The sequence below is a fragment of the Gallaecimonas aegicerasi genome, from assembly GCF_045291545.1.
Taxonomy (GTDB): domain Bacteria; phylum Pseudomonadota; class Gammaproteobacteria; order Enterobacterales; family Gallaecimonadaceae; genus Gallaecimonas.
Map to the genome: position 1 here is coordinate 772,894 of NZ_CP149514.1, position 26,557 is coordinate 799,450.

Annotated in this window: 22 protein-coding genes and 1 other RNA gene; 13 read left to right on the forward strand and 10 right to left on the reverse strand. The window is 53.3% G+C overall.

Features of this window, described 5'->3' with window-relative positions; genetic code table 11:
• Window positions 1–134: 134 nt before the first annotated feature.
• Entirely contained in the window at window positions 135–1,526 is a 1,392-nt protein-coding gene (locus tag WDB70_RS03755) for a sensor histidine kinase (RefSeq protein WP_406666761.1), read from the forward strand.
• A complete protein-coding gene (locus WDB70_RS03760; protein WP_406666763.1) occupies window positions 1,523–3,931 on the forward strand; it encodes an EAL domain-containing protein in 2,409 nt (802 codons plus the stop codon). The genes WDB70_RS03755 and WDB70_RS03760 overlap by 4 nt, the downstream gene beginning before the upstream one ends.
• Here the strand turns inward: WDB70_RS03760 and WDB70_RS03765 are convergent.
• From WDB70_RS03765 to WDB70_RS03785, 5 genes are all read right to left on the reverse strand, one after another.
• The gene (locus tag WDB70_RS03765) at window positions 3,924–4,403 is read right to left on the reverse strand and encodes a methylated-DNA--[protein]-cysteine S-methyltransferase (RefSeq protein WP_406666765.1); all 480 of its coding nucleotides are present in this window, start codon (window positions 4,401–4,403) and stop codon (window positions 3,924–3,926) included. The genes WDB70_RS03760 and WDB70_RS03765 overlap by 8 nt on opposite strands.
• Window positions 4,400–5,800 (reverse strand): AlkA N-terminal domain-containing protein, encoded by a 1,401-nt coding sequence (locus tag WDB70_RS03770; RefSeq protein ID WP_406666767.1) that lies wholly within the window; start codon window positions 5,798–5,800, stop codon window positions 4,400–4,402. The genes WDB70_RS03765 and WDB70_RS03770 overlap by 4 nt, the downstream gene beginning before the upstream one ends.
• A 74-nt stretch (window positions 5,801–5,874) precedes the next feature.
• Window positions 5,875–6,996, reverse strand: coding sequence for a pyridoxal-phosphate-dependent aminotransferase family protein (locus WDB70_RS03775; protein WP_406666769.1), 1,122 nt, complete (start codon window positions 6,994–6,996; stop codon window positions 5,875–5,877).
• A 64-nt stretch (window positions 6,997–7,060) separates the two neighbouring features.
• Window positions 7,061–7,714, reverse strand: a complete 654-nt coding sequence (rluA, locus tag WDB70_RS03780; protein ID WP_406666771.1) for a bifunctional tRNA pseudouridine(32) synthase/23S rRNA pseudouridine(746) synthase RluA — start codon at window positions 7,712–7,714, stop codon at window positions 7,061–7,063.
• Window positions 7,715–7,753: 39 nt separating this feature from the next.
• Window positions 7,754–8,167: a lytic transglycosylase domain-containing protein gene (locus WDB70_RS03785; RefSeq protein ID WP_406666773.1), complete on the reverse strand. Its 414-nt coding sequence runs from the start codon at window positions 8,165–8,167 to the stop codon at window positions 7,754–7,756.
• A gap of 138 nt (window positions 8,168–8,305) precedes the next feature.
• On the opposite strand from WDB70_RS03785, the gene ffs reads away from it, so the two are divergent.
• Together ffs and WDB70_RS03795 are read left to right on the forward strand one after the other, a co-directional pair.
• Window positions 8,306–8,402: signal recognition particle sRNA small type (gene ffs, locus WDB70_RS03790), an RNA gene on the forward strand.
• Window positions 8,403–8,478: 76 nt separating this feature from the next.
• Complete coding sequence (locus WDB70_RS03795) at window positions 8,479–9,561, forward strand: tryptophan 2,3-dioxygenase family protein (RefSeq protein WP_406666775.1); 1,083 nt, start codon at window positions 8,479–8,481, stop codon at window positions 9,559–9,561.
• On the opposite strand, the gene WDB70_RS03800 is transcribed toward WDB70_RS03795, so the two are convergent.
• Genes WDB70_RS03800 through dinG form a run of 5 tightly spaced genes read right to left on the reverse strand, consistent with a single transcriptional unit; the run spans window position 9,548 to window position 14,236 of the window.
• The gene (locus WDB70_RS03800) at window positions 9,548–10,450 is read right to left on the reverse strand and encodes a histone deacetylase (RefSeq protein ID WP_406666777.1); all 903 of its coding nucleotides are present in this window, start codon (window positions 10,448–10,450) and stop codon (window positions 9,548–9,550) included. The two genes, WDB70_RS03795 and WDB70_RS03800, sit on opposite strands and share 14 nt — an antisense overlap.
• A gap of 1 nt (window position 10,451) precedes the next feature.
• Window positions 10,452–10,949 carry a DUF2057 family protein gene (locus tag WDB70_RS03805; protein WP_406666779.1) on the reverse strand — a complete coding sequence of 166 codons (498 nt, stop codon included), beginning with the start codon at window positions 10,947–10,949 and terminating at the stop codon, window positions 10,452–10,454.
• The gene (gene priC, locus WDB70_RS03810) at window positions 10,949–11,512 is read right to left on the reverse strand and encodes a primosomal replication protein PriC (RefSeq protein ID WP_406666781.1); all 564 of its coding nucleotides are present in this window, start codon (window positions 11,510–11,512) and stop codon (window positions 10,949–10,951) included. The genes WDB70_RS03805 and priC overlap by 1 nt, the downstream gene beginning before the upstream one ends.
• Entirely contained in the window at window positions 11,509–12,261 is a 753-nt protein-coding gene (locus WDB70_RS03815; protein ID WP_406666783.1) for a sulfite exporter TauE/SafE family protein, read from the reverse strand. The genes priC and WDB70_RS03815 overlap by 4 nt, the downstream gene beginning before the upstream one ends.
• Window positions 12,254–14,236 carry an ATP-dependent DNA helicase DinG gene (gene dinG, locus WDB70_RS03820; protein WP_406666785.1) on the reverse strand — a complete coding sequence of 661 codons (1,983 nt, stop codon included), beginning with the start codon at window positions 14,234–14,236 and terminating at the stop codon, window positions 12,254–12,256. The genes WDB70_RS03815 and dinG overlap by 8 nt, the downstream gene beginning before the upstream one ends.
• Before the next feature lie 297 nt (window positions 14,237–14,533).
• On the opposite strand from dinG, the gene WDB70_RS03825 reads away from it, so the two are divergent.
• From WDB70_RS03825 to WDB70_RS03865, 9 genes are all read left to right on the forward strand, one after another.
• Window positions 14,534–17,191: a TonB-dependent receptor domain-containing protein gene (locus tag WDB70_RS03825; protein WP_406666787.1), complete on the forward strand. Its 2,658-nt coding sequence runs from the start codon at window positions 14,534–14,536 to the stop codon at window positions 17,189–17,191.
• Between the two features lie 60 nt (window positions 17,192–17,251).
• Complete coding sequence (locus WDB70_RS03830) at window positions 17,252–18,157, forward strand: class I SAM-dependent methyltransferase (protein WP_406666789.1); 906 nt, start codon at window positions 17,252–17,254, stop codon at window positions 18,155–18,157.
• A 212-nt stretch (window positions 18,158–18,369) separates the two neighbouring features.
• On the forward strand, window positions 18,370–19,152 hold the full coding sequence (locus tag WDB70_RS03835) for a DUF3450 domain-containing protein (protein WP_406666791.1): 783 nt from the start codon (window positions 18,370–18,372) through the stop codon (window positions 19,150–19,152).
• Window positions 19,149–20,519, forward strand: a complete 1,371-nt coding sequence (locus WDB70_RS03840) for a MotA/TolQ/ExbB proton channel family protein (RefSeq protein ID WP_406666793.1) — start codon at window positions 19,149–19,151, stop codon at window positions 20,517–20,519. The genes WDB70_RS03835 and WDB70_RS03840 overlap by 4 nt, the downstream gene beginning before the upstream one ends.
• Window positions 20,519–21,046, forward strand: a complete 528-nt coding sequence (locus tag WDB70_RS03845; protein WP_406666795.1) for a MotA/TolQ/ExbB proton channel family protein — start codon at window positions 20,519–20,521, stop codon at window positions 21,044–21,046. Before WDB70_RS03840 ends, WDB70_RS03845 begins: the two co-directional genes overlap by 1 nt.
• Window positions 21,047–21,058: 12 nt before the next feature.
• Window positions 21,059–21,463 (forward strand): ExbD/TolR family protein, encoded by a 405-nt coding sequence (locus WDB70_RS03850; protein ID WP_406666797.1) that lies wholly within the window; start codon window positions 21,059–21,061, stop codon window positions 21,461–21,463.
• A 1-nt stretch (window position 21,464) separates the two neighbouring features.
• Window positions 21,465–22,103 carry an energy transducer TonB gene (locus WDB70_RS03855; protein WP_406666799.1) on the forward strand — a complete coding sequence of 213 codons (639 nt, stop codon included), beginning with the start codon at window positions 21,465–21,467 and terminating at the stop codon, window positions 22,101–22,103.
• A 5-nt stretch (window positions 22,104–22,108) separates the two neighbouring features.
• Window positions 22,109–23,368 carry a tetratricopeptide repeat protein gene (locus WDB70_RS03860; protein WP_406666801.1) on the forward strand — a complete coding sequence of 420 codons (1,260 nt, stop codon included), beginning with the start codon at window positions 22,109–22,111 and terminating at the stop codon, window positions 23,366–23,368.
• A 529-nt stretch (window positions 23,369–23,897) separates the two neighbouring features.
• The gene (locus WDB70_RS03865) at window positions 23,898–26,531 is read left to right on the forward strand and encodes a TonB-dependent receptor plug domain-containing protein (RefSeq protein ID WP_406666803.1); all 2,634 of its coding nucleotides are present in this window, start codon (window positions 23,898–23,900) and stop codon (window positions 26,529–26,531) included.
• Window positions 26,532–26,557 lie beyond the last annotated feature (26 nt).

A 26,557-nucleotide genomic window follows, 5' to 3' on the forward strand; every position in this document is an offset into this window, starting at 1 on the left:
ATTAAACAGTGACCTGACCGGTAAAATGCGCGTTATTTATGCTGTGACATTAACCTCTTAGCGGCAGATAGCCTACCTTTAGGAAAAGACGATTGTTCTCGTCATGCTTCAGGCAGTTCTAAGGATGGTTAGGGATGAAAACGCTGCTGCAATTAGTGGACCGGCAACTGCTGGAGACCATCGGCAATGTCGCACCGATGGGGCTGGCCCTGATTGATCGCGATCTGCGCTATTGCTACATCAACCCGGTATTGGCAACGTCTAATGGCACTTCGCCAGAGGCCCACCTTGGCCAGCACATAAGGGATATCCTGCCGGCCGATGCCGCCGAACATGTGGTGCGGCTGCTGGAGCAGGTTTTGGCCAGCGGTGAGCCGGTGGTCAATGAGTCTGTTGACAGTAAGGTGGCAGGGCAATACCGGGCCTGGCAGGCCAGCTACTACCCCTATCTGGATGAACATCAGCAAAGCCGCGGCATTATTGCGATAGTGCAGGATGTCACCGAGAAAAAAACTGCCCTGCAACGGATGCAGGACAGCGAGCAGCGTTTTCGGGCGGTGGTGGCGTCATCACCAGATGGCATTGTACTGGTGGATAGAGATGCCAGGATGCAGCTGGTCAATCCGAAAATGGAGCAACTGTTTGGCTATACGGCCGAGGAGCTGCTGGGCCAGAACATCGAAGTGCTGATGCCAGAGCGTTACCGAACCAACCACCCCTGGTTATTTGAGCGTTTCATGGAAAACCCGCTGAGTCGGGAAATGACCAACCGGCCCGACTTGCCTGCCCGGCGCAAAGATAATTCTGAGTTTCCCATTGAAATCATGCTGACGCCGATCACCTCCGAGGGTGAACAGCTGATCCTGGCGACGATCAAGGATACCACCCGAGCGGTGGCCGACAGAGAAGCGCAGCAACGGGCGCTGGAAGAAAAAACCGTGCTGCTGGGGGAAGTACACCACCGCGTGAAGAATAACCTTCAGGTCATTTCCAGTTTGCTGAACCTGCAAGCTCGGACGGCACCGGAAGCGATTCAGGAAGCACTGACGGACAGCCAGCACCGGGTGAAGGCCATGGCCCTTATTCACCAGCTGTTGTACGAGCGCCAGGACTTTAGCCAACTGGATCTCAAAGCATATATGGAACGCTTGGGCTACCTTTTGCGTGAGTCGATGCTACGCCGCATGCCAGGCATCAAGCTCAATGTTAACTGTGAAGTAGACTTTAGCCTGGATCTGGATCGGGCCGTGCCCTGTGGCTTATTGGTCAATGAGCTGGTCACCAACGCCATTAAGCATGCCTTTCCGGACGGCCAGGGGCAGATCACTATCGATATTCTCGGGCCGGATCGGCTGGTGGTTAGCGATGACGGTATCGGGCTGCCAGATGCGGTAATACCCGGAGAAGTCGACTCGCTGGGTTATCAGTTGATCCCGCTGTTAGTGGAGCAAATGGGCGCCACCATGGCCATAGCTCGGGAAACGGGTAGCCGGTTTGATATGCAGTTTAATCAGGAGCAGGGATGAATAAGCGCATATTGATAGTAGAGGACGAGCGTATTGTTGCGCTGGATCTGAAATACCACCTCAAATCGATGGATTATGACGTTGTAGGGATGGTGTCCAATGGCCGCGATGCCATTACCCAGGCCGGTACGCTACGGCCGGACTTGATCCTCATGGACGTGAACCTGGAAGGCGAAATGCGCGGTACTGAGGCTGCTTGTCTTATTCGCCAGCGCTACCGTATTCCGGTGCTGTTTCTTACTGCCTATGCGGAAAACAATACCCTGCACGAAGCAGCTGAAAGTGCTCCGTATGGCTACTTGGTAAAGCCTTATGAAACCCGTGAACTCAATGCCAGCATCCGCATGGCTTTTAGTCGCCATGATGAAGAGCAGGCCGTGGAACGCTCTGAAGAGCGGCTACGGCTGGCGGTAGAAGCCGCCGAGCTGGGAATATGGGAATGGTCGCAAAAAGATGACAGCCTGGAAGTGGGTGGCCACTTTCAACGCATTATCGGCGGCACCCCACAGCGTTTTTCCGAAGGCGAGGACGCTTTTTTAAACCGGGTGGTGCCGGATCATCGGGAGCTGGTGCAGCAGGCTTTTGACGATGACAGCCGCACCGGCTATGCCATGGTGCGGGTGCTGCGTGATGATGGCAAACCTATCTGGGTTGAGCTTTTTGCCAAGCGCCATGTTAATGGCAGTGAGCCGATGCTGATTGGTGTGATCCGTGACATCACTGAGCGGCGTCAGGTCGAAGATCAATTGCGTCAGGCCAGCGTGGTCTTTCGCACCACCGCCGAAGGCATCGTGATCCTCGATAACCAGTTAAAGATCATTGCCGTTAACCCGGCCTTTTCAGAGCTGACCGGTATCAGTGAAGAAAAAGCCCTGGGCCAGGAAACTGCCAAGCTGCTTTACAGCCGCCCGCACAGTAAACAGTTCTATCAGCAGTTAGCGTCCTCCGAAGACGGCAACTGGTTTGGTGAAGTCACCTGCAAGCGCGCCAACGGCAAGCGCTTTCCAGCCTGGGAACACCTGTGTGCGGTGCGTGACGAAAAAGGCAATGTAGTGCAGTTTGTCAGTGCCTTTACTGATGTATCGGCGATCCGTGAAGCGGAAGAAGAACTGAACCATCTGGCCTACCATGATGCCCTGACCAACCTCGGCAACCGCCACCATCTGAACGAACGCCTCTCCCATGAAGTGCAGCGCTCCAAGCGTTCCGGTATTGCCCTGGCAGTACTGTTTTTGGATCTGGATGGCTTCAAGCACGTTAATGACACCATGGGCCATTCGGTTGGCGACACCTTGCTCAAACACATTGCCCGCAATATTCAGCAAGCGCTGCGAAAAGGCGACATGGCATTTCGTCATGGTGGCGATGAATTTGTGATCCTGGCGACGGAGGTGGGCCGGGCCATGGAAGTGGCCAATCTTGCCGAGCGGCTGCTCAAAGCCGCCGGTGAACCCATGGACATGGGCGATGAACAGCTGATTGTCTCGGCCAGTATCGGTATTGCCTTGTATCCGGAAAATGGCGATACCCCGGAAGGCCTGCTACAGGCTGCCGACAACGCCATGTATAACGCCAAGCAGCGGGGCCGTAACCGTTACGCCTTTTATTCCAGCGACATGGCCGAGCGGGTGCGGGAAAGAATGCGCATTGACCAAGGCTTGCGCGTGGCGCTGGAAGAACAGCAGTTTGAGCTGTGGTATCAGCCCCAGATCAACCTGGCTACGGGCCAGCCCCTGGGGGTAGAAGCGTTGATCCGTTGGCGCCACCCTGAGCACGGCATCATCAGCCCTGACCGCTTCATTCCCATTGCCGAAGAGTGCGGGCTGATTGAGCCCATTGGCAACTGGGTGTTGGAAACCGCGTGCCGCCAGGGCGTGGCATGGCTTGAGGCCGGGCTGCCGGAACAACGTATGGCGGTGAATGTGTCGGTGCGCCAGTTTATGGCCGAAGGCTTTGTGGAATCGGTGGTGGCAGTGCTGAAGCGTACCGGTTTTCCTGCCCGGTTGTTGGAGCTGGAGATCACCGAAACCCTGCTGCAGGCCTTTGAAGAAAGCCAGCGTATTATCAAGCAGCTCAAGGAAGTGGGTATAGGTGTGGCGCTGGACGATTTTGGTACCGGCTTTTCGTCGTTGTCACTGCTCAAGCACCTGCCACTGGATAAAATTAAAATTGACCGTTCCTTTGTGCAGGACTTGCCCGGTGATCACAATGACGTGGCCATCACCCTTGCCATCCTGGGGCTGGGGCAGGCAATGGGCATTGCGATCACCGCCGAGGGCATTGAAACCGCAGAGCAACTGGCTTTCTTGCGAGCCCATGATTGCCAGTTTGGCCAGGGCTACTACTTTGCCAAACCTTTGCCCGCTGCCGATGTTACCGCTTTGCTGAGCGTACCGGTCAGTTAGCCTGGCATTCCAGATGCAGCAATGCCTGTTTGCGCTCAAGCCCGCCCGCGTAGCCCGTTAACTGGCCGTTTGCGCCAATAACCCGGTGGCAAGGCACAATCACCGAGAGCGGGTTACGGCCATTGGCGGCGGCAACAGCCCGTACGGCGCTGGGGCGGCCAATAGTCTGTGCCAGCTGCCCGTAACTTAAGGTCTGGCCGTACGCAATGGTACGCAAGGCCTGCCATACCTGTTGCTGAAAGGCTGTGCCGGCAGGAGCCAACGGTAAATTGAACTGTTGCCGCGTGCCGGCAAAATATTCATTCAGTTGCTCGGCGGCCAGCTTTAATACGCCCTGGCAGTCATCTTGACGCCAGTGTTGGGTATCAGGGAAATGCTTCTGGCCAGCAAACCAGGCCCCGGTCAGTGCTTCACCATCGGCAGCCAGTAACAGCGGCCCAAGCGGGGTCGAGTGCAGGCAGGTACGCATCATAAGGAACTCCAAAGTTGCAAGGTGGCATAAGCGCGCCAAGGGCGGTACTGCATCATGTGTTCTGCCAGGGCCTGCCCAGATAGGCCGGTGGCCATTTTCAACCCGTGGTCGTTATAGGGCCAGGCATCGGGCCAGTGCAGTGCCCGCATGGTGATGTAGCTGGCGGTCCAGGGGCCAATACCGGCAATGGCTTGCAGCGCTTGTTGGGTGTGTTCCGGGTCGGCACTGGGATCCAGTGTCAGGCCATCGTGCACGGCTTGCGCCAGGGCGATGATGGCCTGAGCCCGACGGCCAATAACACCCCGTTCAGCCAGTTGCGCTGGCGCCAGCTGGGCAAGCAAAGCCGCATCCGGAAAATAGTGTGTTAATGCCGCAAATGGCGTGGTTGCGGGTGGCCCCAGGCGCGCTACCCGGCCTGCCAGGGTGCGGGCGGCCGCGACGGTAATTTGCTGGCCGAGAATAGCCCGTACGGCCATCTCTAACCCATCAACAGCACCTGGCGCCCGTAGGCCGGGATTATGGGCTAGAGACCCCAGTACTTGCTGTACCGCCGCCGGTTCGGCATCTACATCAAAAAGCTGCCGTACGGCGGCAAGCACTCTTGGTAAAACCGCTAACAAGCCACTGCTAACGGTAACTTGCAAGGCCTGCTCGGCGCAGCAGACACTGAGCCAGCCCTGATACCACCGGCCATGCATGGGCAGGCGCAATGTTCGCTGATACTGCCCGTCGATAACTTGCTCTACCCCATCAATACAGCGTTGGCCAAGAAAGTGCAGTAATGCCGGCCAATCCAGCGGCGGGCGAAAAGCCAGAGTGAATACCGCGCTGTCTTGCGCTGCTGGCGGGTGGCGGCGGAACTGCCCCGGGCTGAGCCGGTAGTGCTCTGCAAACAGGGCATTGAAGCGCCGTAAGCTGCCAAAACCGGCGGCCATGGCCACCTCAGAGATGGGCAAGCGGGTGTCTGTCAGCAGTGTTTTCGCCAGTAGTAATCGTTGGGTTTGTCTATAGGCTACAGGTGTTACACCGAAGTGGTTTTGAAACACCCGCCGCAAGTGCCGGGGCGTGGTCTGTAGTTGTGCTGCCAGGGTCGTGATGCTGGCAACAGTACCTGCCCGCAGCGCGGCTTCGGCGCGCCGAGCCAGGTGGCTACTGCTGTCATGCCAGCTACAACCGGGCGCACGCTCGGGCCGGCATTTCAGGCAAGGGCGAAAGCCGGCTTGCTCGGCGGCTGCGGCAGTGCGGAAATAACGGCAATTGCTGGCGCTTGGTTTGCGGGCCGGGCAAACCGGCCGGCAATAGATACCGGTACTTAGAACACCAGCGTAAAAACGGCCGTCAAAGCGGTGGTCACGGCTGATCAGGGCCTGATAACAGCTGGCTTCATCAAGGTTCATGGTCACTCCTGAGCAAGAGCCTTGATGATAGCGAGCCAACGGGGGGCTGGCTCGCCATTTTCGGACATGTACTTTTATTTACCGAGTACGTCCTTTAAGGCTGCCAGGCACAGGGCGACATTTTCCCGGCGGGCGCCGAAGCCCATCAGGCCAATACGCCAGGCTTTACCGGCCAGATCGCCAAGGCCAGCGCCGATTTCCAGGTTGTACTGCTCCAGTAGCTGGCGGCGCACTGCGGCGTCATCCACACCTGCCGGCAAGGTAACCGTGTTCAGTTGTGGCAAGCGTTCCCCTTCGGGCACGATGAACTCAAGGCCCAGCTCAGCCAAGCCTGCTGCCAGTAACTGGTGCATCTGCTGGTGGCGTTGCCAACTGGCCTCAAGCCCTTCGTGATACAGGTGCAACAAGGCTTCATGCAGGGCATAGAGGGTATTGACTGGCGCGGTGTGGTGATAGCTGCGCTTACCGTCCCCTTGCCAGTAACCCATGACCAGGCTCTGATCGAGGAACCAGCTTTGTACCGGGGTCTTTCGGTTTTGCAGCTTGTCGACGGCATCCGGGCTAAAGCTCACCGGCGACAGCCCCGGCACACAAGACAGGCATTTCTGGCTGCCAGAATAAATTGCATCAATGCCCCATTCATCGACTTTTACCGGCACACCGCCAAGAGAGGTGACGGCATCGACAATGGTCAGCAACCCGGCATTTTTTGCCACGGCGCAAAGTGCCTGCGCATCGGATAGGGCTCCGGTAGAGGTTTCTGCATGCACAAATGCCAGAAAGCGGGCATCCGGGTGTGCGGCAATGGCGGCTTTGACAGCCTCCACATCAACCGCGCGCCCCCAGGTGGTGTTGACCACCACCGGCTTGGCGCCAATACGCTTGATGTTTTCCAGCATGCGGCCGCCAAATACACCGTTGACGCAGACAATTACCTTCTCGCCCGGCTCGACCAGGTTAACAAAGCAAGCTTCCATGCCGGCGCTGCCGGGCGCCGAGAGGGCTAAAGTCATGGCGTTGTCGGTCTGAAAGGCATATTGCAGCAAGGCTTTGAGCTCATCCATCATGGCCACAAACAACGGGTCAAGGTGACCAATGGCCGGCCGGCTTTGGGCCAGCAACACTTCCGGATAAACATCAGAGGGGCCAGGCCCCATCAAAATACGCCGCGGTGGCTGAAAAGACTGGTAGGTCATGGTGGCATCCTGTTGCGGGACATTGCTCTGTATGGTGCGAGTAATGCCTGCCCAGTGCAACTGCTCAAAACGGCAGGGGAGCCTCAAGGCGCATTTTTTCACCACTGACCGGGTGGCTGAGCGTTAACCAGTGGGCGTGCAGCATCAGCCTGCCTGCGGCAGCCAATGCCTGCTCGTGGGCGTAGAAACGGTCCCCCAGAATGGGGCAACCCAGTGCCTGCATGTGCACCCGCAATTGGTGTGAACGGCCGGTAACCGGTGTCATTTCTACCCGGCTGTAGGTGTCGGTCTGTTCTGTCACCTTGTAGTGGGTCAGCGCCGCTTTACCTTCCTGGTGGCAGACCTTTTGCCGCGGCCGGTTGGGCCAGTCACAGATAAGCGGTAAATCCACCTGCCCGGAAAGCGCCTCGGGGGCACCCCAAATGAGAGCCTGGTAGCCTTTATGGGTTTGTCGCGCCTGAAACTGCCCTTTGAGATGCCGCTCGGCGCTTTTGTTCAGGGCGCATACCAGCACCCCGGAGGTGTCCATGTCGAGCCGGTGCACGGCTTCAACATAAGGGTGCTGCTGGCGCAGCCGGGCAACTACCGAGTCCTGGTGTTCCGGTGCCCGCCCGGGCACCGACAGCAATCCGGGGGGCTTGTTGACCACAACCAGTTGCTCGTCAGCGAAAAGTACCGATAAAGGCCCGGTCGGCGGGCGGTAGATAAGTGGTTGCATGGCGGCTGTTGATGATAAAAACCGCCACAGGGTAGCAGATCATGGACTTTTCTTGGAGGCTTCCAGCCAGTAGCGGACTACCCGTTGCTGGTAGCGGCTTTTGTACTGGTCGGTACGGGAATGGTAACGGCCGACCGCTTCCCAGATATCGCCCTGGGTGGCAACCAGCTGCTGGTGCAATAGCCGCGCCGCAACGTGAACGTTAAGGCAGGTGTCGTTGGCCAGCTTTTGGCGGGTTAACCCCGGGTAGAACCGTTGCAGCGGTTTGATGTGCACAGAGTTGATTTGGGCAACACCTAAATCTACGGTGCCGTTGCTGTTTTTATTGATGCTGCCTTTTTTACCGCCTTCGGCGCGGATGATGGCCCACAGCAGTGAACTGGCCAGTTTAAAGTCCAGGGCGGCTTTGGCAACGCAGATTTTTAACTGCTGTTGGGGTGGCGGTAAGTCCATATAAGCCTGCTCGGTAAAGCGATTACCTTAACCATAGTGAGCCGGCGCGATGTGCGCCAGCCGTTGTTTTTCTGCGCAGTTGGCGCATTGGCGGTTGCTGGCTGGCGGGTGGATATGGATAATGACGCTCGGCGACCTCTTCGGTCCCCTCGCAACGATACCCTGTGAACCTGGTCAGGTCCGGAAGGAAGCAGCCACAGCAGGTGACTCGTGTGCCGGGGTGCGGCTGGAGAGGGAGCCACCTTCCTTGCCCTTATTGCTCCCCTGACGTAGCCTTCTGCCGGTACCCTTATCAGGCAGATAATAACGCTATGCGAAAAAATACCCAGGCCTGCTATTACGGCGACTACCTGCAGTTGCACAAACTGCTCGATGCCCAGGCGCCGGAAAGCGACAAACACGGCCACCCCGCTCACGATGAAATGCTGTTTATCATCACCCACCAGGCTTATGAGCTGTGGTTCAAGCAGCTACTGCATGAACTGAACTCGATCATGGCCCAGTTCAAAGGCGATGTATTGAATGACGAAGCCCTGGCCACCGTGGTGCATCGGCTCAAGCGCTTTACCGCCATTCAAAAGCTCATCAATGACCAGATCAGTGTGCTGGAAACCATGTCGCCCCAGGATTTTCTCGAGTTTCGGGACTACTTAGTGCCGGCCTCGGGCTTTCAGTCCATTCAGTTCAAAGAGCTGGAGGTTCGCTTGGGGCTGCGTCGTAGTCAGCGTACTGAGGCCGACCGGCAGTTTTTCCTGGCGCGGCTCAACGACCAGGACCGGGCATACCTACTGGCGCTGGAAAAAGAAGAAACCCTGACCTGCCAGCTTGACCGCTGGTTGGCTCGTCTGCCGTTACTGGAGTTTGACGGTTTTGCTTTTTGGGAGCACTACCGCCGCGGCGCTGATGAGATGCTCGACTCTGACGAGGCGATTATCCGCGCCAACTTCAGCGGCGACACCCTGAAAAGCCAGCTGGACGATCTGGATGCCACCCGTGCCCGCTTTACCGCCCTGTTTGATGACAGCCACTACCAGCGCCTGCTGGACGACGGCCAGTTAACCCTGAGCCACCGGGCGATGATGTCAGCGCTGTTCATTAACCTGTACCGCGATGAGCCGCTGTTCCATCTGCCATTTCAGTTACTGACGACCTTGATGGAAATTGATGAGCTGTTTACCGCCTGGCGTTATCGCCACGTGTTGATGGTGCAGCGGATGCTGGGGTCAAAAATCGGTACTGGCGGCTCCAGCGGTGGCGACTACCTGCGCCGCAATACCGAGGCTAATCGCCTGTTCAAGGATTTATACGCGATTTCGACTTACCTGTTACCCAAGCACGCCTTGCCGCCACTGCCGGAAGCCGTGAAGCGCAAACTGGGCTTTAGTCTGGGTTGAGGGTAGCTGCCGCTTTAAAAAGCAGGCGGTGTAGATTGACCACCGCCTGCAAGTCCCGCTGATAACCACCGCCAATGACCGCCGCGACGGCAATATCCCGTTGCTGGCAGGCGCCCAGCACGTATTTGTCTCGGGCCAGTAGGGCATGGCTGGACAAAGCAAAATGCCCCAGCTCATCATCGGCATGCACATCGACCCCAGCGTCATAGAGCACCAGATCCGGCTGGTAAAAACGCAGTGCCAGTTCCACGCTGTCGCTCAGGGCGCTGAGATAAGCGTTGTCGTCAGTACCATTGGGCAGGGCGATATCCATATCCGAGTCGGGCTTTCTGGCCGGGTAATTGCGCTCGGCGTGAACCGACAGGGTGATGCAATCGGGGTGGCGGGCCAGCATGGTGGCTGTGCCGTCGCCTTGATGCACGTCACAGTCGATGATCAGCACCCGGCGGGCTTTGCCGTCAGCAACCAATTGCTGAGCGGCCATGGCGAGGTCGTTGAAAATACAAAAACCACCGCCTTGAGCAAAATGCGCGTGGTGGTAACCACCGGACAGATGCAAGGCCAAGCCGTGCTTAAGAGCCAGTTCGGCCGTGAGTAAGGTGCCTTTGTTGGCTGCCAGGGTGCGTTCGATGAGCGCGGCACTCATCGGAAAGCCAATTCGCCGGACCATGTTGCTGGGCAATTGCTGGTGAATAAAACCGTGGGCGTAGTCGGGGCAATGCCAGCGCAGCGGGTAGCTGCTGTCGGCATCAGCACTGAAATAGCGGTGGTTGATGTCAGCCAGATCTGTCGTTAAAGCCGACTTCAGGCGAGCGTACTTGCCCACCGGGAAGCGGTGGTTAGCCGGCAGCGCAAAGCTGTAACTAGGGTGGTAAACCAGTGGCAGCATATTACTGCTTGCTTAGCCAGGCTTTGAAACGGGCACGGGTTTTGGCATCCGCTCGCTGCCACCAGTAATGCAATTTTTGCTCGGCCAGGTTAGCTGCTGGCAAACGCCGGGCTGGCACCTTGGCATCGGTATTGAACGCCGGCACCTTGATAATGTGTTCCCGGCTGTCACTGAGCAGAAAGTAGGGGGCACTGATAAAACGTCGGCGCTCATCCGCGCTGCCAAGCTGTGGCAACACCAGAAGGTATTGTTCTTGTTCCTGTAGCGTAATGTGTAGCTGGTGCTTGGGTAAGTGCAGCCGGGCGGGGGCTGCCTGACCGTCGTCAATCAGCTGCTGTACGCTCAGGGTTAACCGGTGGGCTCCATCGGCAAGCTGGTAGGCTTGTTTTGGGCTGACGGCGTGGCCGTCAATACTGCTGATCTCAATACCGTGTTGCAACTGCAACGTTGCGGCACTACCGGAGAAACTGGCCAGTAACAGTAAAGCCCAAATACGCATTATTGCCTCCAGGCGGCTTCCAGGGTATCGAGCCGCTCTTCCAGTTCAGTGATTGCCTGGCGGCATTTACCGAGCCGTTGATACTGACGCAGTAAATCGTCCTGCTGTGCCAGTGTCAGCCGTGGCTGACGGTTCAGTTCGTCAACCCGCCCAGCCAGCCGCTGTTCAAATTCACGGTACTGCTTGAGTTTGTCATAAAGCGGCCGGTAACGGCCAACCACGGCCCGTAGTTGCGGATGCACGGCGCGGCCGGTCTGGTCAGTGAGCTGATGCTGGCGAATGGCTCTGACCATGGCGGCAAACTGGTCGCCAAAATGCTCCATGCGTACGGCCAGGGCGCGGCTGCTGAGCTGTGATTGCTGCGCCTGCAAGGCCGCCAGCTCGTCGGCCATTTCCTCAATATAAGGCAAGAAGGCGCGGCCCTGCTGGTGAAATAACCCCGGGGGAAATAACGGCCGATGCGGCGCTTTGGCCAGTTGCCCCTGCCGGGCTCGTTGCTGGTCGGCGGCGGCGGCATCATTACGGAGCTTTTGCAGCTGTTGTTGTAGGGCCTCCAGGCTCACAGCCAAGCCTCCCAGGCCAGTTTCGTTGCCATCAGCATCACCACCAGAATAAAGACGGGCCGGATAAAGCGGCCACCAAAGCGTATCGCACTGTGCGCGCCCAGATAAGCGCCGGCCATCAGGGCAACACCCATAGCCAGCCCCAGCTGCCAGTGAATATGACCCAACCAGGCAAACGTGACCAGTGATACACCATTAGAAATAAAATTCATGGCTCGGGCCAAGCCACTGGCGCGCAACATATCTAGCCGATGCAACCAGAGGTTGGAGACTGTCCAAAAGGCGCCGGTGCCTGGGCCGAAGCCGCCATCGTAAGCGCCGAGCAGTAAGCCTTGCAGGCCCTGACGCAAAGCCGGCGCCGGGGCCGGGGGTTGGCCAACGGTGATGGCAGGGGTGGGCATCAATAAGGTGTAAAGGGCTGTGGCGCCAATCAAAAGCGGCAACAGCTTTTCCAGCCAGCGGGCGTCCAGGTGGCTTATCACCAGGACGCCAAGCACGGCGCCAATGGCGGTGGCCAGCGCCGCCACCTGCCAGTGTTGTGGTTGAAACAGGCGCTTACGATAAAACGTAAAAGCGGCAGTAGAAGAGCCGAAGGTAGCCGCCAGTTTATTGGTGCCGAGGGCCAGGTGTGGTGGCAGGCCGGCACTGAGCAATGCCGGTACGGTCAGTAATCCGCCACCACCGGCGATGGCATCAATAAAACCGGCAGCAAAGGCTACTAGCGGTAGCCATAACAAGGCATCAGTCATGGTGGATCTCTTGATGAAAAGGGGGGAGGGCGGCCAGCAGCTGGCGGCCATAGCGGCGGCTGACGATGCGGCGGTCCAGCAGCACAATGCGGCCCTGATCCTGCTCGGAGCGGATCAACCGGCCTGCCGCCTGCACCAGCTTCTGAGTGGCTTCCGGCAGTGTCAGGCTGACAAACGCATTACCGCCCTGAGATTCAATAAACTCCGCTTTTGCTTGGCTTATCGGGTCGGTTGGTACCGCAAAAGGTAACTTGGTGATGACCAGGTTGGTTAATAGCGGGCCTTTAAGGTCGAGCCCTTCTGCGAAAGAGCCGGTGCCAAACAAAATCGAGCCCTGACCAGCGTTGACGCGCAGTGCATGGGCTTTGAGCATAGCCTGACGATTGTCACGGCCTTGTATTAACGGCGCTACGGGCAACTTGCCGGCCAGTTGCTCAGCAACGGCCTCCATTTGCCAGTAACTGGCAAACAGCACCAGTGAGGCGGCATCGGCGGGGAGCCAGTTCCTGAGCACCTTGGCCAGCTCATCGGTAAAGTGCTCGTCACTGGGTTCAGCCGCCATCGCCGGCACGATCAACTGCCCCTGACGAGGGTAGTCAAAAGGCGAGGGTACCGTCAGGTACTGGCAGCCTGGCATTCGGTGCAGGCCGGTTTCCCGGGCCGCATGCTCGAAACCTTTATTGCCACGCAAGGTTGCCGACACTAACACGGCACCTGCCGAATGCTGCCATAACTGCTGCAATTGCCCGGAAACATCAATAGGCGCGGCGCTGAGGGTGATCTCACGGTCTGTTTGCAGTAGCCATTTTGCCCAGGGCGTGCCTTCTGTTTTTGCCAGGGCGCCCCAGAGCTTTTGCAGCCGCTCGGCGCCGTCGACGGCGGTCAGTAGTTGTTCCAGTAAACTGTGGCTTTGCAGGGCCGGTTCATCAGCCAACTGACCCAGTAGCTGCTGCAACTTGCCGTTGAGCTTTTGAGCGGTGGCGTGTTGATCTTCAGCGACAGCCTGTAACCAGTCTGGCAATTGCCCTTGTGAAAAACGGTGCTCCGGCGGCCAGCCTTGTTTGCCCAGCCACTGATAAACGCTCTGCTGCCCGCCGGCCAGTTCCTGCGCACAGTCACTGGCCGCCATCGCCGGGCCGATCAATGACTGCTGCTGTACCAGTGTTTGTAACTGTTCAAGGTTGCCGGGTAACTTACTAAGCCATTCCTTATCTGCAAGTAAGCGGCTGTGCTGTTCCAGTAATGAGCGGGCATTGGCCGCCAGGTGGTGCGCTTCATCGATAATGTAAATACAGTCTTCCGGCTCGGGCAGCAGAGTACCGCCGCCCTGGGCCAGATCGCTTAGCAGCAGATGGTGGTTAGCAATCCAAACCTCGACTTTGTCAGCGTCCTGGCGGCTGCGCCAGTAAGGGCAGTCATGGTGCCCTTTGCCCTGGCAACTTAACCGGTCACTCTCAATGTGTCGCCACAGTGCATCAGAAACAGCCCGAGGCCAGCTGTCGCGTTCACCATCCCACTGGCCAGCTACCATGGCCTGCGCCATGTCATTGAGCGTTTTGTCATCGTCAAAAAGGCTACTTTGGCTGCTGGCGCCAGCCAGCTTGTGTTGACAGGCGTAGCGCTGGCGGCCTTTTATCAACCTGACGTTAACGTTAAAGCCAGCTGCGGTGAGTTGCGTCAAATCTTTATGCAAGAGCTGCTCTTGCAAGGCCACGGTGGCGGTAGCAAGTACCACTTTTCTTTTATGGGCGCGGGCCAAAGGCAGCGCACCCAATAGGTATGCCAGTGACTTACCGGTGCCGGTACCGGCCTCTGCCATCAGTAACCGTTGCTGGCGGTGCTCACTGCCAGCCAGCACATTGGCAATCTTGGCAATCAGCTGTTTTTGGCCCGGCCGTACCCGAAACTGCGGCTGTAGTTGAGCTAATTGGCGATACAGGGCTTGGATCTGTTGCTTGATGGTGTCAGAGAGCAAAGTGACAAAACCAATTACGAAACAAAGCGTGCAGTTTACGTGATCATGACTGATAGATCGCGACGATAATTTGGCATATCACAAGTGTTAACGTTGCCAGTGCTCTGTATGACTGATGAATGAAGCCTGTAAATCGCCGTATAACTATCCTTTGTATCTGTGAAGGCATTGTTGACTGTTGTTAATGGCTGTGTTTATAGTGGCTCCGACGGTTGGGTTTAACCCACAAACCAGTAGCTTGGCGGTAACGTCAGGTTACGCAACAAGAAGCCATGTAAATGGTCCAGGGAGAAAACTATGTATCGCAATAGTCTGTTGGCGAACTCTGTTCGCTGGGCACTGCTGGCCAGTGCCGGTGCGGCTGCCATTACGGCAGTGCCAACCTATGCTGCCGACGACAATGGCAAAGATGCCAAAAACGTAGAGCGTATCGAAGTTACCGGTTCACGTATCAAGCGTTCCGATATGCAGGGGGCTTCACCTGTTGTGGTGATTTCTGCTGATAATATCAAGCAAGATGGTAACTTTACTGTCGCTGATGCATTGCGCAGCAGTACTTTAAACTCGTTTGGTTCTTTTTCTGAGCGCTCTGGTAGCTCAGCTCAATCTCAGGCAACCATTAACCTGCGTGGAGCAGGTTCAAGCCGTACTCTTGTGCTGCTGGACGGCAAACGTTTCCCAGGCTCCCCAACGATGGGTGGGGCATCGGCAAACTTGAATGCTATCCCCATGGCTGCCGTAGACCGCATTGAAATTTTGACTGATGGTGCGTCTTCCACCTATGGTTCTGATGCCATTGCTGGTGTAGTGAATATCATCCTGAAGAAAAACTTCCAGGGTTTGGTATTTAACTATGGCACTGGACACCGCCAGTTAGATAAAGGCCAAACGTCGAATGAATTTTCCATGTTGGGCGGTGTATCTAATGATAAAGGGAACATTACATTCTCCTTTGATCACCAGATGCGTAAGGGTATTGCTGACGGCCAACGTGACTACACCAAAGCCAAAATGGTTGACCGCAATGGCGATGGCATTATTCAGGCTTACACCGAAACTTCCGGTTGGTCTATTTATGGTGCCACAGTTGCCACTCCAACTTTCTCCGAAGCTCAGGCATCTCCGCGTTGTAGCCAGCTAGAAGCTCAATATGGTTCTGATGTATTCCAGAAAGTCGCTGCTGATGATGACTGGGGCCCAGGCTCCACTTACTGTATGTACGCATATGCGAACGTTTCATACAACACAGCCTCTCTTGACCGCAATACTGTTTATGTAAATGCCAACTACAACATCACTGATGACATTCAGTGGTATGGCCGTAGCATGGTTACGATCAATAAATCCTTTGGTCGATATGCCCCGCCAGCGGCGCCGTGGCGTAATATGTCTGCTGACAATCCTGATAACCCTTACGGTGTTGATGGTGCTTATGGTTTCTTCCGTTGGACAGGTATCGGTACTCGTGACAACAACGTCACTGATGTTAACCAGGATTACTTGACCGGTCTGCGTGGTACCCTTGATTGGCACAATGCTAACTGGGAAGTTTATTACCATCGTAACGACGCCGATAACAAATCTGTTGGTGAGTACTATTTAAGCTATGGTGGTTTGGCTTACAACGAGCAAAACGGTATCGACTTAGGCTCAGCAGAAGGCCTGGCTAATATGAAGGCTACGACTCTGCAGAACTCTAAAGGGATTATGGACCAGTACTACGCTGGTATCGGCTTTGATATGTTCGAGCTGCCTGGCGGTGTTGTTTCTCATTACTTTGGCGCAGAGCGTATGGAGCTGAGCTATGGTGATGTATACGATGCCCAGTCCGAAGCCGGCTTGGTTGGTGGTTCTGCAGGTAATACATCTCGTGGAACTCGCAATATCGATGCTTTCTTCTACGAGACTGTTTTGCCTGTCACTGATAGCTTTGAGCTTAACTTAGCTGCTCGCTACGATAGCTATTCTGACTTTGGTAATGAGTGGTCACCAAAAGCCTCTTTCCGTTGGCAGCTGGCTGATGGTTTGGTAGCACGAGGTTCATACTCAGAGGCCTTCCGGGCCCCATCTTTGGATGAGTTGTATGCAGCTACAACCTTCAGTGCTGAATATGCCATTGACTTTAATAATGGTGGGACAACGCAACAACAGTTCGACACCTACTATAAGTCTAATCCTAACTTGGAAGCTGAGACCTCTAAATACACCAACTTGGGTTTGGCTTACGATTTGAATCGAAATATCGGGTTTACTCTTGATTATTTTGATTTGAAAATTAAAAACGTAATTCAAACTAAGTCTGTTCAAGATCTTATTACAGATGAAGCTAATGGGAAGTTGACTGCTGTTCCGCAGGGAACTGATGTCTCCAACATGAAGTATTACCTCATTCGAGGAGCAACCGGCACCCTGATTCAGGCGGGTACTGGCTACTACAATGGTGTAGGTTTCAATATCAAAGGTTTAGACTTTGGTATCAATGGTAACCTGGACACCCGCTTCGGTGACTTCGGCCTTCGTATGATGAATAGTTTCATATTTAAATATGAAACAGATCAAGGTGGGATTCTCGAAAATACAGCGGGTTGGAATGGTCAGCCTAAGTACAAGTCTACCCTGACATTGCTTTACACCAATGGTAACCACACCGTTACGTGGAACGGTAACTATACGGCTAAAACAAACGACCAGGATACGCTTAAGTATCAGGAAGATACTGCAGGTAATCCGATCCCGGGAACTGGTTACTGGACACATAAAGGTAAGCTGGATAGCTGGTTTATTCAGAATGTTACCTATACCTATGATGCTGGTTCATACGGACAGTTCTCATTTACTGTCAATAACCTTGCCAATAAGGCTCCTGTGTTGAGCTCTGCTGGCACTTGGGATAATCAAGATCTGTACAACAACTTCGGTCGGGATTATCGCATTAGTTATCAGCTAAGTTTCTAATCTTAGTTGGATTAATTAAAAGGGCCGATTACATCGGCCCTTTTTTTTGAGGGAGATAACATGGGAGATTATTGGAGTGAGTATTGGTCTGCCGGTCATTTGAGCTCTTTTGGTGATGCAGAAGATGGACTTGGCTATGATAATAATGTACGGAATCATTGGTGGCTGATAACAAAGGATCTTAAACCCGACCAAACTCTCGTTGATATAGGCTGTGGTAATGGGGCGATTTGGGAAATGATTAATCCGCTAGGATTCTTGGGAGGATATGAAGGGATTGACCAAGCAGATTTATCTATTCCTTGTAATTCCATCGAAGAAAAAAATTGCTACTTTCATAGTGGCATATCTGCAACAGAAATGCCTTTTGACAGTCTATCGGTGTATAAAGTGGTATCGCAATTCGGCTTTGAGTACTGCCCTCTACAAGAGACAGTTAAAGAGATTAAGCGTGTCCTTATGCCGGGTGGGGTTTGCTCGTTTGTTTGTCATATTCCCGAATCCGTGATTGTTCAGCGCAACCAACGATTGCGTATGATGTTGTCGAAAATGCAACAGGCTGGTGGGTTGTTCGATACGCTCGCTAGGCTCGTTAAAATCTGGGGGAGCAACCCTCAAGCTATAATGCAAATCAGACAAGAGATGAATCATCAGGCTCGGTTACTTGCCGACACAGATATGGAAGCCTTTGGTGATTCAGGCTTCCCAGCCCTAGCGTATCAATTACTGTCTAATCCCACGGGACGTCAGCAGGCCAAGAAAGTTGTGGCTGACTACCTCGAGGGTATCAGCGGCCATTGCCATCGCCTAGATGACCTGCTAACAGCAGTCGTTACCAAGGAACGACTATCTGAAATCACAGCAGTGTTTGATAAAGCATCAATGTGCATGGAAAAAGATGTACATCTCACATCTGAAGAAGGGCTAGTGATAGGGAGTTGTTTGACAATTAGAAACATTAAGTGATCTATCTTGATGATAATTAATGTTTTTTTGTTTACTTCAGAGCGAGGGAGCGGCTTAGAGAAGTCTTTTAGCTTAGTTGACACACTTTGACATATCTGGAATCATCCGTGGCTGGTGTAGCGTCGGAGCGTAGTCTTTGATGTTGCAGTCCTTAACATCCTGCATTGCTGAGCAATCAGGTTTCGATAACGATAAGACGTTGGTTGGGAACTATGTCCAGACTAAGCAAGAGAAGCACTCTCGCTGCGGCCCTTGCCGGTGCTTTCATGTTCGCCGGTAGTGCCGCCCATGCGGCCGATCCTCTTGTCTCTTCTCAGAACGTTGAGAAAACAACAAATGACGCCGCCGCGGCTTCACAAGCCAAAATTGACAAACTTTCAGATCAGACCCGCGAAATGGTGGCCGATTACCGCTCCACTGTTGCGCAAACTGACAACCTGAAAGTATATGATGAGCATGTCGCTAAGCTGATTCAAAGTCAGGAAGGCGAGATGAACAGCTACAACGAACAGCTGGCAAACATCACCAAGACTCAGCAAGGCGTTGTGCCGCTGATGTACAAGATGATCGACTCTCTTGCCGAGTTCGTGAAGTTGGATATGCCTTTTGACCTTAAAGAGCGTGAAGATCGTGTCGCTCATCTGAAAGCCATGATGGAAGACTCTTCCATTGCGACTTCTGAGCGTTATCGTCAAATCACCGCTGCTTATCAGGATGAGCTTGAGTACGGTTCGAAAAGTGAAGCGACTCAGGGTGTTCTGAAAATCGATGGTAAAGATCTGCAAGTCGACTTTGTTCACATCGGCCGTATTGCCTATCTGGCATTGTCACTGGATCAGGAAAATGCCTGGTTCTGGAACAAAGAGAAGAAGGATTGGGAAAAACTGGGTGACAAATACGTCACTTCCGTACGCGAAGCTGTGAAAATGGCCCGCAACCAGGCTGCCCCGAACCTCATCAAACTGCCTATCGAAGCACCGGAGTCTGCAGAATGAAAACCGTATTGAAGAGCGTAGCCCTGGCTGCGGGTCTGATGCTGAGCGTTCAGCCGGTGATGGCTGCAGCCCCCCAGGCTAAAACTCTGGAGCAGCTGCTTAAGCAGGTGCAACAGGATCGTCTGTCTGACGAGAAAATCAATAAGCAACGCGAGCAGGAATTCCTGTCTGAGCGCGCTGACAAGCAAGCTCTGCTGAACAAAGCTAAAGCTGAGCTGAAAGCCGAGCAGCAACGTAGTGCTGATCTGGCTGCGCAATTCTCTGCCAACGAGAAAAAGCTGGCTGAGATGGAAGAAAAGCTGACCCTGGCGGTCGGTAACATGGGTGAGATGTTCGGTGTTGTACGTCAGGTTGCTGGCGATGCCCGTTCACGTTTCCAGACTTCCGTTATCTCTGCTCAGTATCCGGGCCGTGATGTGGAAATGGGTAAACTTGCCGAGTCTAAAAAGCTGCCGGAAATGAAGGAGCTTGAAGACCTGTGGTTTGCACTTCAGAAGGAAATGACTGCCTCCGGCGAGATTGTTACTTTCCCTGCCAAAGTCATCACCAAAGACGGTGAAACCAAAGAAATGCAGGTAACCCGCATTGGTGCGTTCAACCTGCTGAACAAAGACGGTTACCTGACTTTCAATCCTGAAGGCGACAACGGCAAAGGTACTATTGCTGTACTGTCTCGCCAGCCTGAGTCTTACATGGTTGACTCTGTTGTTAACTATGAGCAGAACAAGTCTGGTTACTCCCCGCTGTATATCGACCCTTCACGTGGCACCATCTTGTCTCTGCTGACTAAGAAAGTGACGCTGATGGAACGTTACAACCAGGGTGGCACTGTTGGTTACATCATCACTGGTGTACTGGCACTGGGCCTGCTGATTGTTATCGAGCGTCTGATTGTACTGGGCGGTATGAGTGCTGCTATTCGCAAGCAAATCAAGTCTGACACTCCGTCTGACAATAACCCGCTGGGTCGTATCCTGAAGGTTTACGAAAACAACCGTAACGTTGACGTAGAAACCCTGGAACTGAAGCTGGATGAAGCCATTTTGAAGGAAACGCCGCGTATTGAACGTGGGGTATCCATCATCAAGGTTCTGGCTGCTGTTGCACCGTTGCTGGGTCTGCTGGGTACTGTTACCGGTATGATCGGTACCTTCCAGTCCATCACTCTGTTTGGTACTGGTGACCCGAAAATCATGGCTGGTGGTATCTCCATGGCTCTGGTTACAACCGTTCTGGGTCTGGTTGCTGCACTGCCGTTGATCTTCCTGCACTCCATCGTGTACTCACGTAGCCAAACGCTTATCCACCTCGTTGAGGAACAAGCTACCGGTATTATCGCTGAGCACGCGGAGAAGGAGTCTAAGTAATGATGCTCTTCCTGATAGAGCTCTGGGAATCTGTCAGGGATTTTATGAATACGGGGGGCATAGTCCTCTACTGGCTAGCCCTCGTATTGTTCGTTATGTGGGTTCTGATGATCGAGCGTTACATGTACTTGAGCGGTGTTTTTCCTAAGCTGCTTAAGAATGTAGTAGGCAAGTGGAACGCTCGTGAAGACACCACATCGTGGTACGCGCATAGAATCCGTGAGGCCTGGATTTCCCAAGCCAATGAAAAGTTGAACGCGCGCATGCAACTGATCAAGACTCTGGTTGCGGTATGTCCGCTGATGGGTCTGTTGGGCACAGTAACCGGTATGGTGCATGTGTTCGAGATCATGGCGAATACGGGTACGGGTAACCCCCGGTTGATGGCATCCGGTATTTCAATGGCAACCATTCCGACTATGGCCGGTATGGTGGCAGCATTGTCCGGTGTGTTCTTCAGCTCCCGTCTGGAAGCCAAGGTTAAAGTTGCAAGCCATCGCATTGTCGATAGCATGCCGCACCACTAAGAGAGAGTAGCTATGGCACGTAAACGTGTACGGCAGGAAGAAGAAGCTAGTATCGACATGACGCCGATGCTCGACATCGTCTTCATCATGTTGATCTTCTTCATCGTGACCACCTCTTTTGTAAAAGAGTCAGGTATTGACGTGAACCGCCCAACCGCGGCCACGGCCACCAAGAAGAAATCAGCCAATATCTTTATCGCTATTAATGCCAATGGCGACGTTTTCATGGAAAAACGTAATGTCGACGTTAAGCGTGTTCGCGCCAACGTTGAGCGGATGCTGGCTGAACAACCTGAATCTTCTGTTGTTATCCAGGCGGATAAGGATGCGAAGAACGGTGTTGTTGTTGCAGTAATGGACCAAGTTAAAGCGGCGGGTATCGATAAGATCTCGTTGGCTGCTAAGACCGGGAGTTAATATGGCTAGATCCATAGCAAGTGTATTGCTGGGGATTGTCGTCACCTTCTTCCTGTTTTGGTTCATGGCTTATCTGATTTCGGGGGGTGCCAAGCGCAACCCCGATACTTCGGAAGCTCCGACAATCGATATTGCTGTGAACAAGCAGGATACGCCGCCCCAGCAGAAGCCTCGGCAACTTCCTAAGCCGCCGCCGCCGCCGGAGCAGCCGCCGCGAATGACGAAAGCGATCAACAATGATCAGACCAAGCCGCAGACACAAATGCAGCCTCTGGACATGCCCAAGATCGATTTCGCCGCTCGTGGTAATGGCCCAGGTATTGGTGGTCGTCCTGGCATTGGTGGTATGGGTGGTCAAGACGGAGAAGCAACACCGATTTTCCGGATGGATCCCAAGTATCCTATCGAAGCGGCTCGTGATGGTCGTGAAGGCTGGGTGCGCTTGAGCTTTACCATTAATGAAGTCGGTGGTGTTGAAAACATCGAAGTGATCGACGCCAAGCCAAAGCGTATTTTTGACCGTGCTGCTAAACGTGCACTGGCCAAATGGAAATACAAGCCGAAAATTGTTGACGGTAAGCCGGTTAAGCAACCGGGTTTGACTGTACAGCTTGACTTTAAGCTGGAGGGTAATAAGTAATGAAGATGAAGAAAGCACTCTCTTCTTTACTGGCGATGCTGGCCTTGGTCAGTGTTGCCAGCCTTCCGCAGTTGGCTTTAGCCAAGGACGTTGTCGTTCAGGTCAAACAGGTGCCTAAGCGTAAGTCAGTTGCTCTGTCGGAATCGATGGGGCGCTCAATAGGCAAGGCTTATGATCTGTTCGAAAAGGCAAAGTACCAGGATGCGCTCAATATTGTGCAGGATCTGTCACCTCGTAGTGACTATGACAAAGCGTATGTGAAGCGTTTCATTGGAACCATCTATTACTATCAGGATAAGTGGGATAAATCCCTGCAATACCTGAAAGAAGCTGCGGATATGAATGCGCTGAACCAGACCGAGCAGGAAAGTGTTTTGCGTCAGGTTGGGCAGATGCTGCAGCAGAAGGAAAAGTGGCGGGAATCGCTGACTTACCTGAATAAATGGATGGACTTTTCCGGCAAAGCCAGTGCTGACGTCTATACCTTGATGGCGCAAGCTTACTACCAGCTGAAAGAGCTCAATAAAGTCGTGGAATATGCTGATAAAGCGATTGCCATGTACAAAGAGCCTAACAAGAATCCCTATATTCTTAAGCTGGGTGCGTTCTATGAGCGCAAGCAATACGCCCAAATGGTACCGGTATTGAAGACCCTGGTACATCTTGATCCGAAAGAAAAGCAGTGGTGGATGCAGCTTTCACAAAGCTACATGCTGCTTAATCAGACGGATAATGCACTGGCAACTTACGCCTTGGCTTACAAGCAAGGTTTCCTGAAAAAGGAAAACGAAGGTAAAGTGCTGGCACAGCTGTATGCTAACCAGGATATTCCGTACAAGTCAGCCATAATCCAGGAGAAGTTTATCAAGGCGGGTATTATCCCTGCTGATGAAAAAGCTTACTCTACTTTGGCTAACACGTGGCGGAATGCTAAAGAGCTGGACAAGGCAATTGCTTATTATGGTAAAGCGGCCAAGTTGAGTGATAACGGCAAGGATTACCTTAAGCAAGGTAATCTCTTGATTGAAAAAGAAGACTTTGACCGTGCTATTGAAGCCTTTAATGAGGCTATCAAAGCAGGCAAATTGCCTGAGCCTGGTCAAGTACACCTGTCTCTCGCGCAGGCTTACTTTTTCAAGCACAAGTATTTACCGGCTATTCAACAACTTCGTTTGGCAGCTAAATTTAAAGAAACAGCCAAAACAGCCAAAAGCTGGGAAGGATATGTTCGAGATGAGGCTAAACGTAAAAACGTTGACCTCTAATATATTGCCATCTTATAAAGCCCCCTAACGGGGGTTTTTTTGTCTCTATAAATTAACTTTATAAAGGTTTGCTGGTAATTTGTGCAGCCATCTTCGTTTTATTCTTACAGCAATATTGTCGAGTTGGTAAACAATGTTTTTATTTGGTAAATGAATAGTTTTTTTTGTGACGAGTGCGGTTTGGTAACAGAATAGTGCGCAATTTTTTCCAATTTATATGTGACCAAGATCACGCTTAGGTGTAGAAATAGCGAGATTGGATAGCTCTTGTCCAATTTACTTGATCTGGGGGTGTTGATGTAAGGTATTGAAAAATATGACTCAATATTATCTTTTTTCTATCTGTTAGCACTTCTACCCTCATAAATTAAAAAATAAACTTCATAATTTATCCAATGAAAACATTTTGTTTTCCTTTGCTTTCATTGACTTAAATAAGACTCTGGCCGAGTATCGTTGATGGCTCACTGAGCCTAACAAAACAATATTTAAATCCTATTGCGACGATATTTTCGCCAAAGGAAAAGTCATGATGTCCAAAACAATCACTGCTAGTGCCGTCCGTTATGCGCTGTTTGCTGGCGCCGCGGCCACTCTGTCTATGCCTGTACTGGCTGCTACCGATAACGGTAACGACAGTAACGTAGAAAAAATCGAGGTAACCGGTTCCCGCATCAAGCGTACCGATATGGAAACAGCTAGCCCTGTTTCTGTTATCTCTGACAAGCAAATTACGCAAGGTGGCTACACCAACATTGCCGATCTGCTGACCCAAAGCACTTTTAGTGCTGGTGCACCTATCGGTGCTGCAACCAACAATGGTGGCATGGGTACCACTAACATCGATCTGCGCGGTATGGGCTCTTCCCGTACACTGGTGCTGATCAATGGCCGTCGGATGGTCAACTCTGGTAGTGGCGCTGACGCCACTGTTGATATCAGCTCCATCCCGGTTTCCATGATCAAGCGTGTTGAAGTACTGAAAGATGGTGCTTCCGCTGTTTATGGTTCTGACGCAGTTGCTGGTGTAGTTAACATCATCACCAAGAAGAACTTCAGTGGCCTGCAATTGGATGCCTCTTATGGTGGCACCAGCAAAGGCGACGGCAATACTGCTCAAATCAACATGCTGATGGGCGGTAACTTCGATAAGGGTAACCTGGTCGTTGGTGCCAGCTATGTTGATCGCGGCCACGTTATGCAAAGTGCTCGTGATTTCTCCAGCTGTGTACGTGACGGTTCACCTGAAGGTACCTGTATCGGTGGTAGTACCTATATCCCTGGTGGTGTAGTGAACGCTGGTAACGGCTACATGCAGTTTGACCAGGGCTCCAACCAGTGGGTACCGCAACATAGCTACTATAACTATGTGCCTTATCAGTACCTTTATACTCCGCAAAAACGGGCTTCCGTATTCGGTAACGGTACTTATAACCTGACTGATAACACCCAGCTGTTTACGTCTTTCTTCAGCACCAAACGGATGTCTAATCAGCAACTGGCCCCGTCGCCTGTTTACGCCATCATTCCTGCTGCTGCTACCGGTAACATCTGGAACACTGACGTTGCTTACAAGCGCCGTATGACCGAAGCCGGTGCTCGTGAGTATAGCCAGGTTGTTGATACCACTCGTTTCGTGCTGGGTGCTCAGGGTACCCTGGATATCCATAACGGCCTGGACTGGGATGTATCCTATGTTTGGGGTCGCAATGACGCCATCAGCAAAACAGCTGGCCTGCAAAACACCCGCAAGCTGGTTGAAACCACTGATCCGAACGTTTGCGGTCAAAACGGCATTCCTTGCGGTAACTGGTTTGTTCCGGAAGGTCAGCTGAGCCAGGATCTGCTGAACTACGTTGACTACACCGATACCTCCACCGGTGGTAACGAGATGTCCGTACTGAGCGGTAACATCTCCGGCGATCTGGTCGAACTGCCTGCAGGTATGATGAGCTTTGCTTCTGGTATCGAATACCGTCGTGAATCCGGCTGGTTCCAGCCTGACTCTGTCACCGTTGCCGGCGACAGTGCGCAGTCACAGCAAGACCCAACCAATGGTAGCTACCACACTACCCAGGTGTACGGCGAACTGGCCGTGCCGCTGCTGTCCAACAAGGCTTTCGCTCGTGATCTGTCTTTGGAAGCGGCCGCTCGCTACTTTGACTACTCCACTTTCGGCAGCGACAGCACCTGGAAGCTGGGCCTGACCTGGCGCATCAACGACCAGCTGATGCTGCGCGGTGTACGTTCAACTGCCTTCCGGGCACCGAACGTATCTGAGCTCTATGGTGGTGCGGTAGGTAGCTTCGACTACCTGACCGATCCTTGCTCTGGCTACGGCAGCACTGATCCGGCGAGCAGCCTGTATCAGACCTGTAATGCGCAGATCGGTAACACCAACTACACCTATGGCGACTCTCAGATCCAGGACACCTGGAGCTCTTCGAAAGACTTGCAGCCTGAGAAAGCCAAAACCCTGACCCTGGGTCTGGTGTGGAGCCCGAATGCCATCAACGGTCTGTCTGCGACCGTGGATTACTACAAAATCAATATCAGCAATGCTATCGACCGTATCGACGGCCAGCTTTATCTGGATAAGTGCTATGCCGGTAACCAAGCTGCCTGTAACGTACTGCAACTGCATCGCAGCAGCGTGACTGGTGATATTGATCATATGCTGCGTCCGCTGACCAACGTTGGTGATCAAAACACCAATGGTGTTGATATGAACGTGCGCTACGCCTTTGCCGGCGCCGGTGTTGACTGGGTTGTTAACCTGGACACTACCTACCTGAACAAGTTTGAGCAGGACGGTCGTGACTACACTGGTACCATCAGCGGTGAAGCAGGTGCCTATGCTAAATGGAAACACAACCTGAGTGTTGATGCTTCCATGGGTAACTGGGATGCCTCCTGGCGTCTGCGTTTTGTGGATCACATGAAAGATCTTGAAGTACCTACCTTCAAGACTGCTATCGTGGTCTACAACGACGTATCTGCGACTTACCATATCAACAGTAATACTGCTGTTACCTTTGGTGTGAACAACCTGTTCGACAAAGCGCCGCAGTACATGCCGAGCTACTCTGACGCCAACACCGTACCGGAAGCGTACGATGTGCTGGGTCGTTACATGTTCGCCAACTTCAGCTACCGTATCTGATACGGTTGCCTGTGCGATAAAAAAGC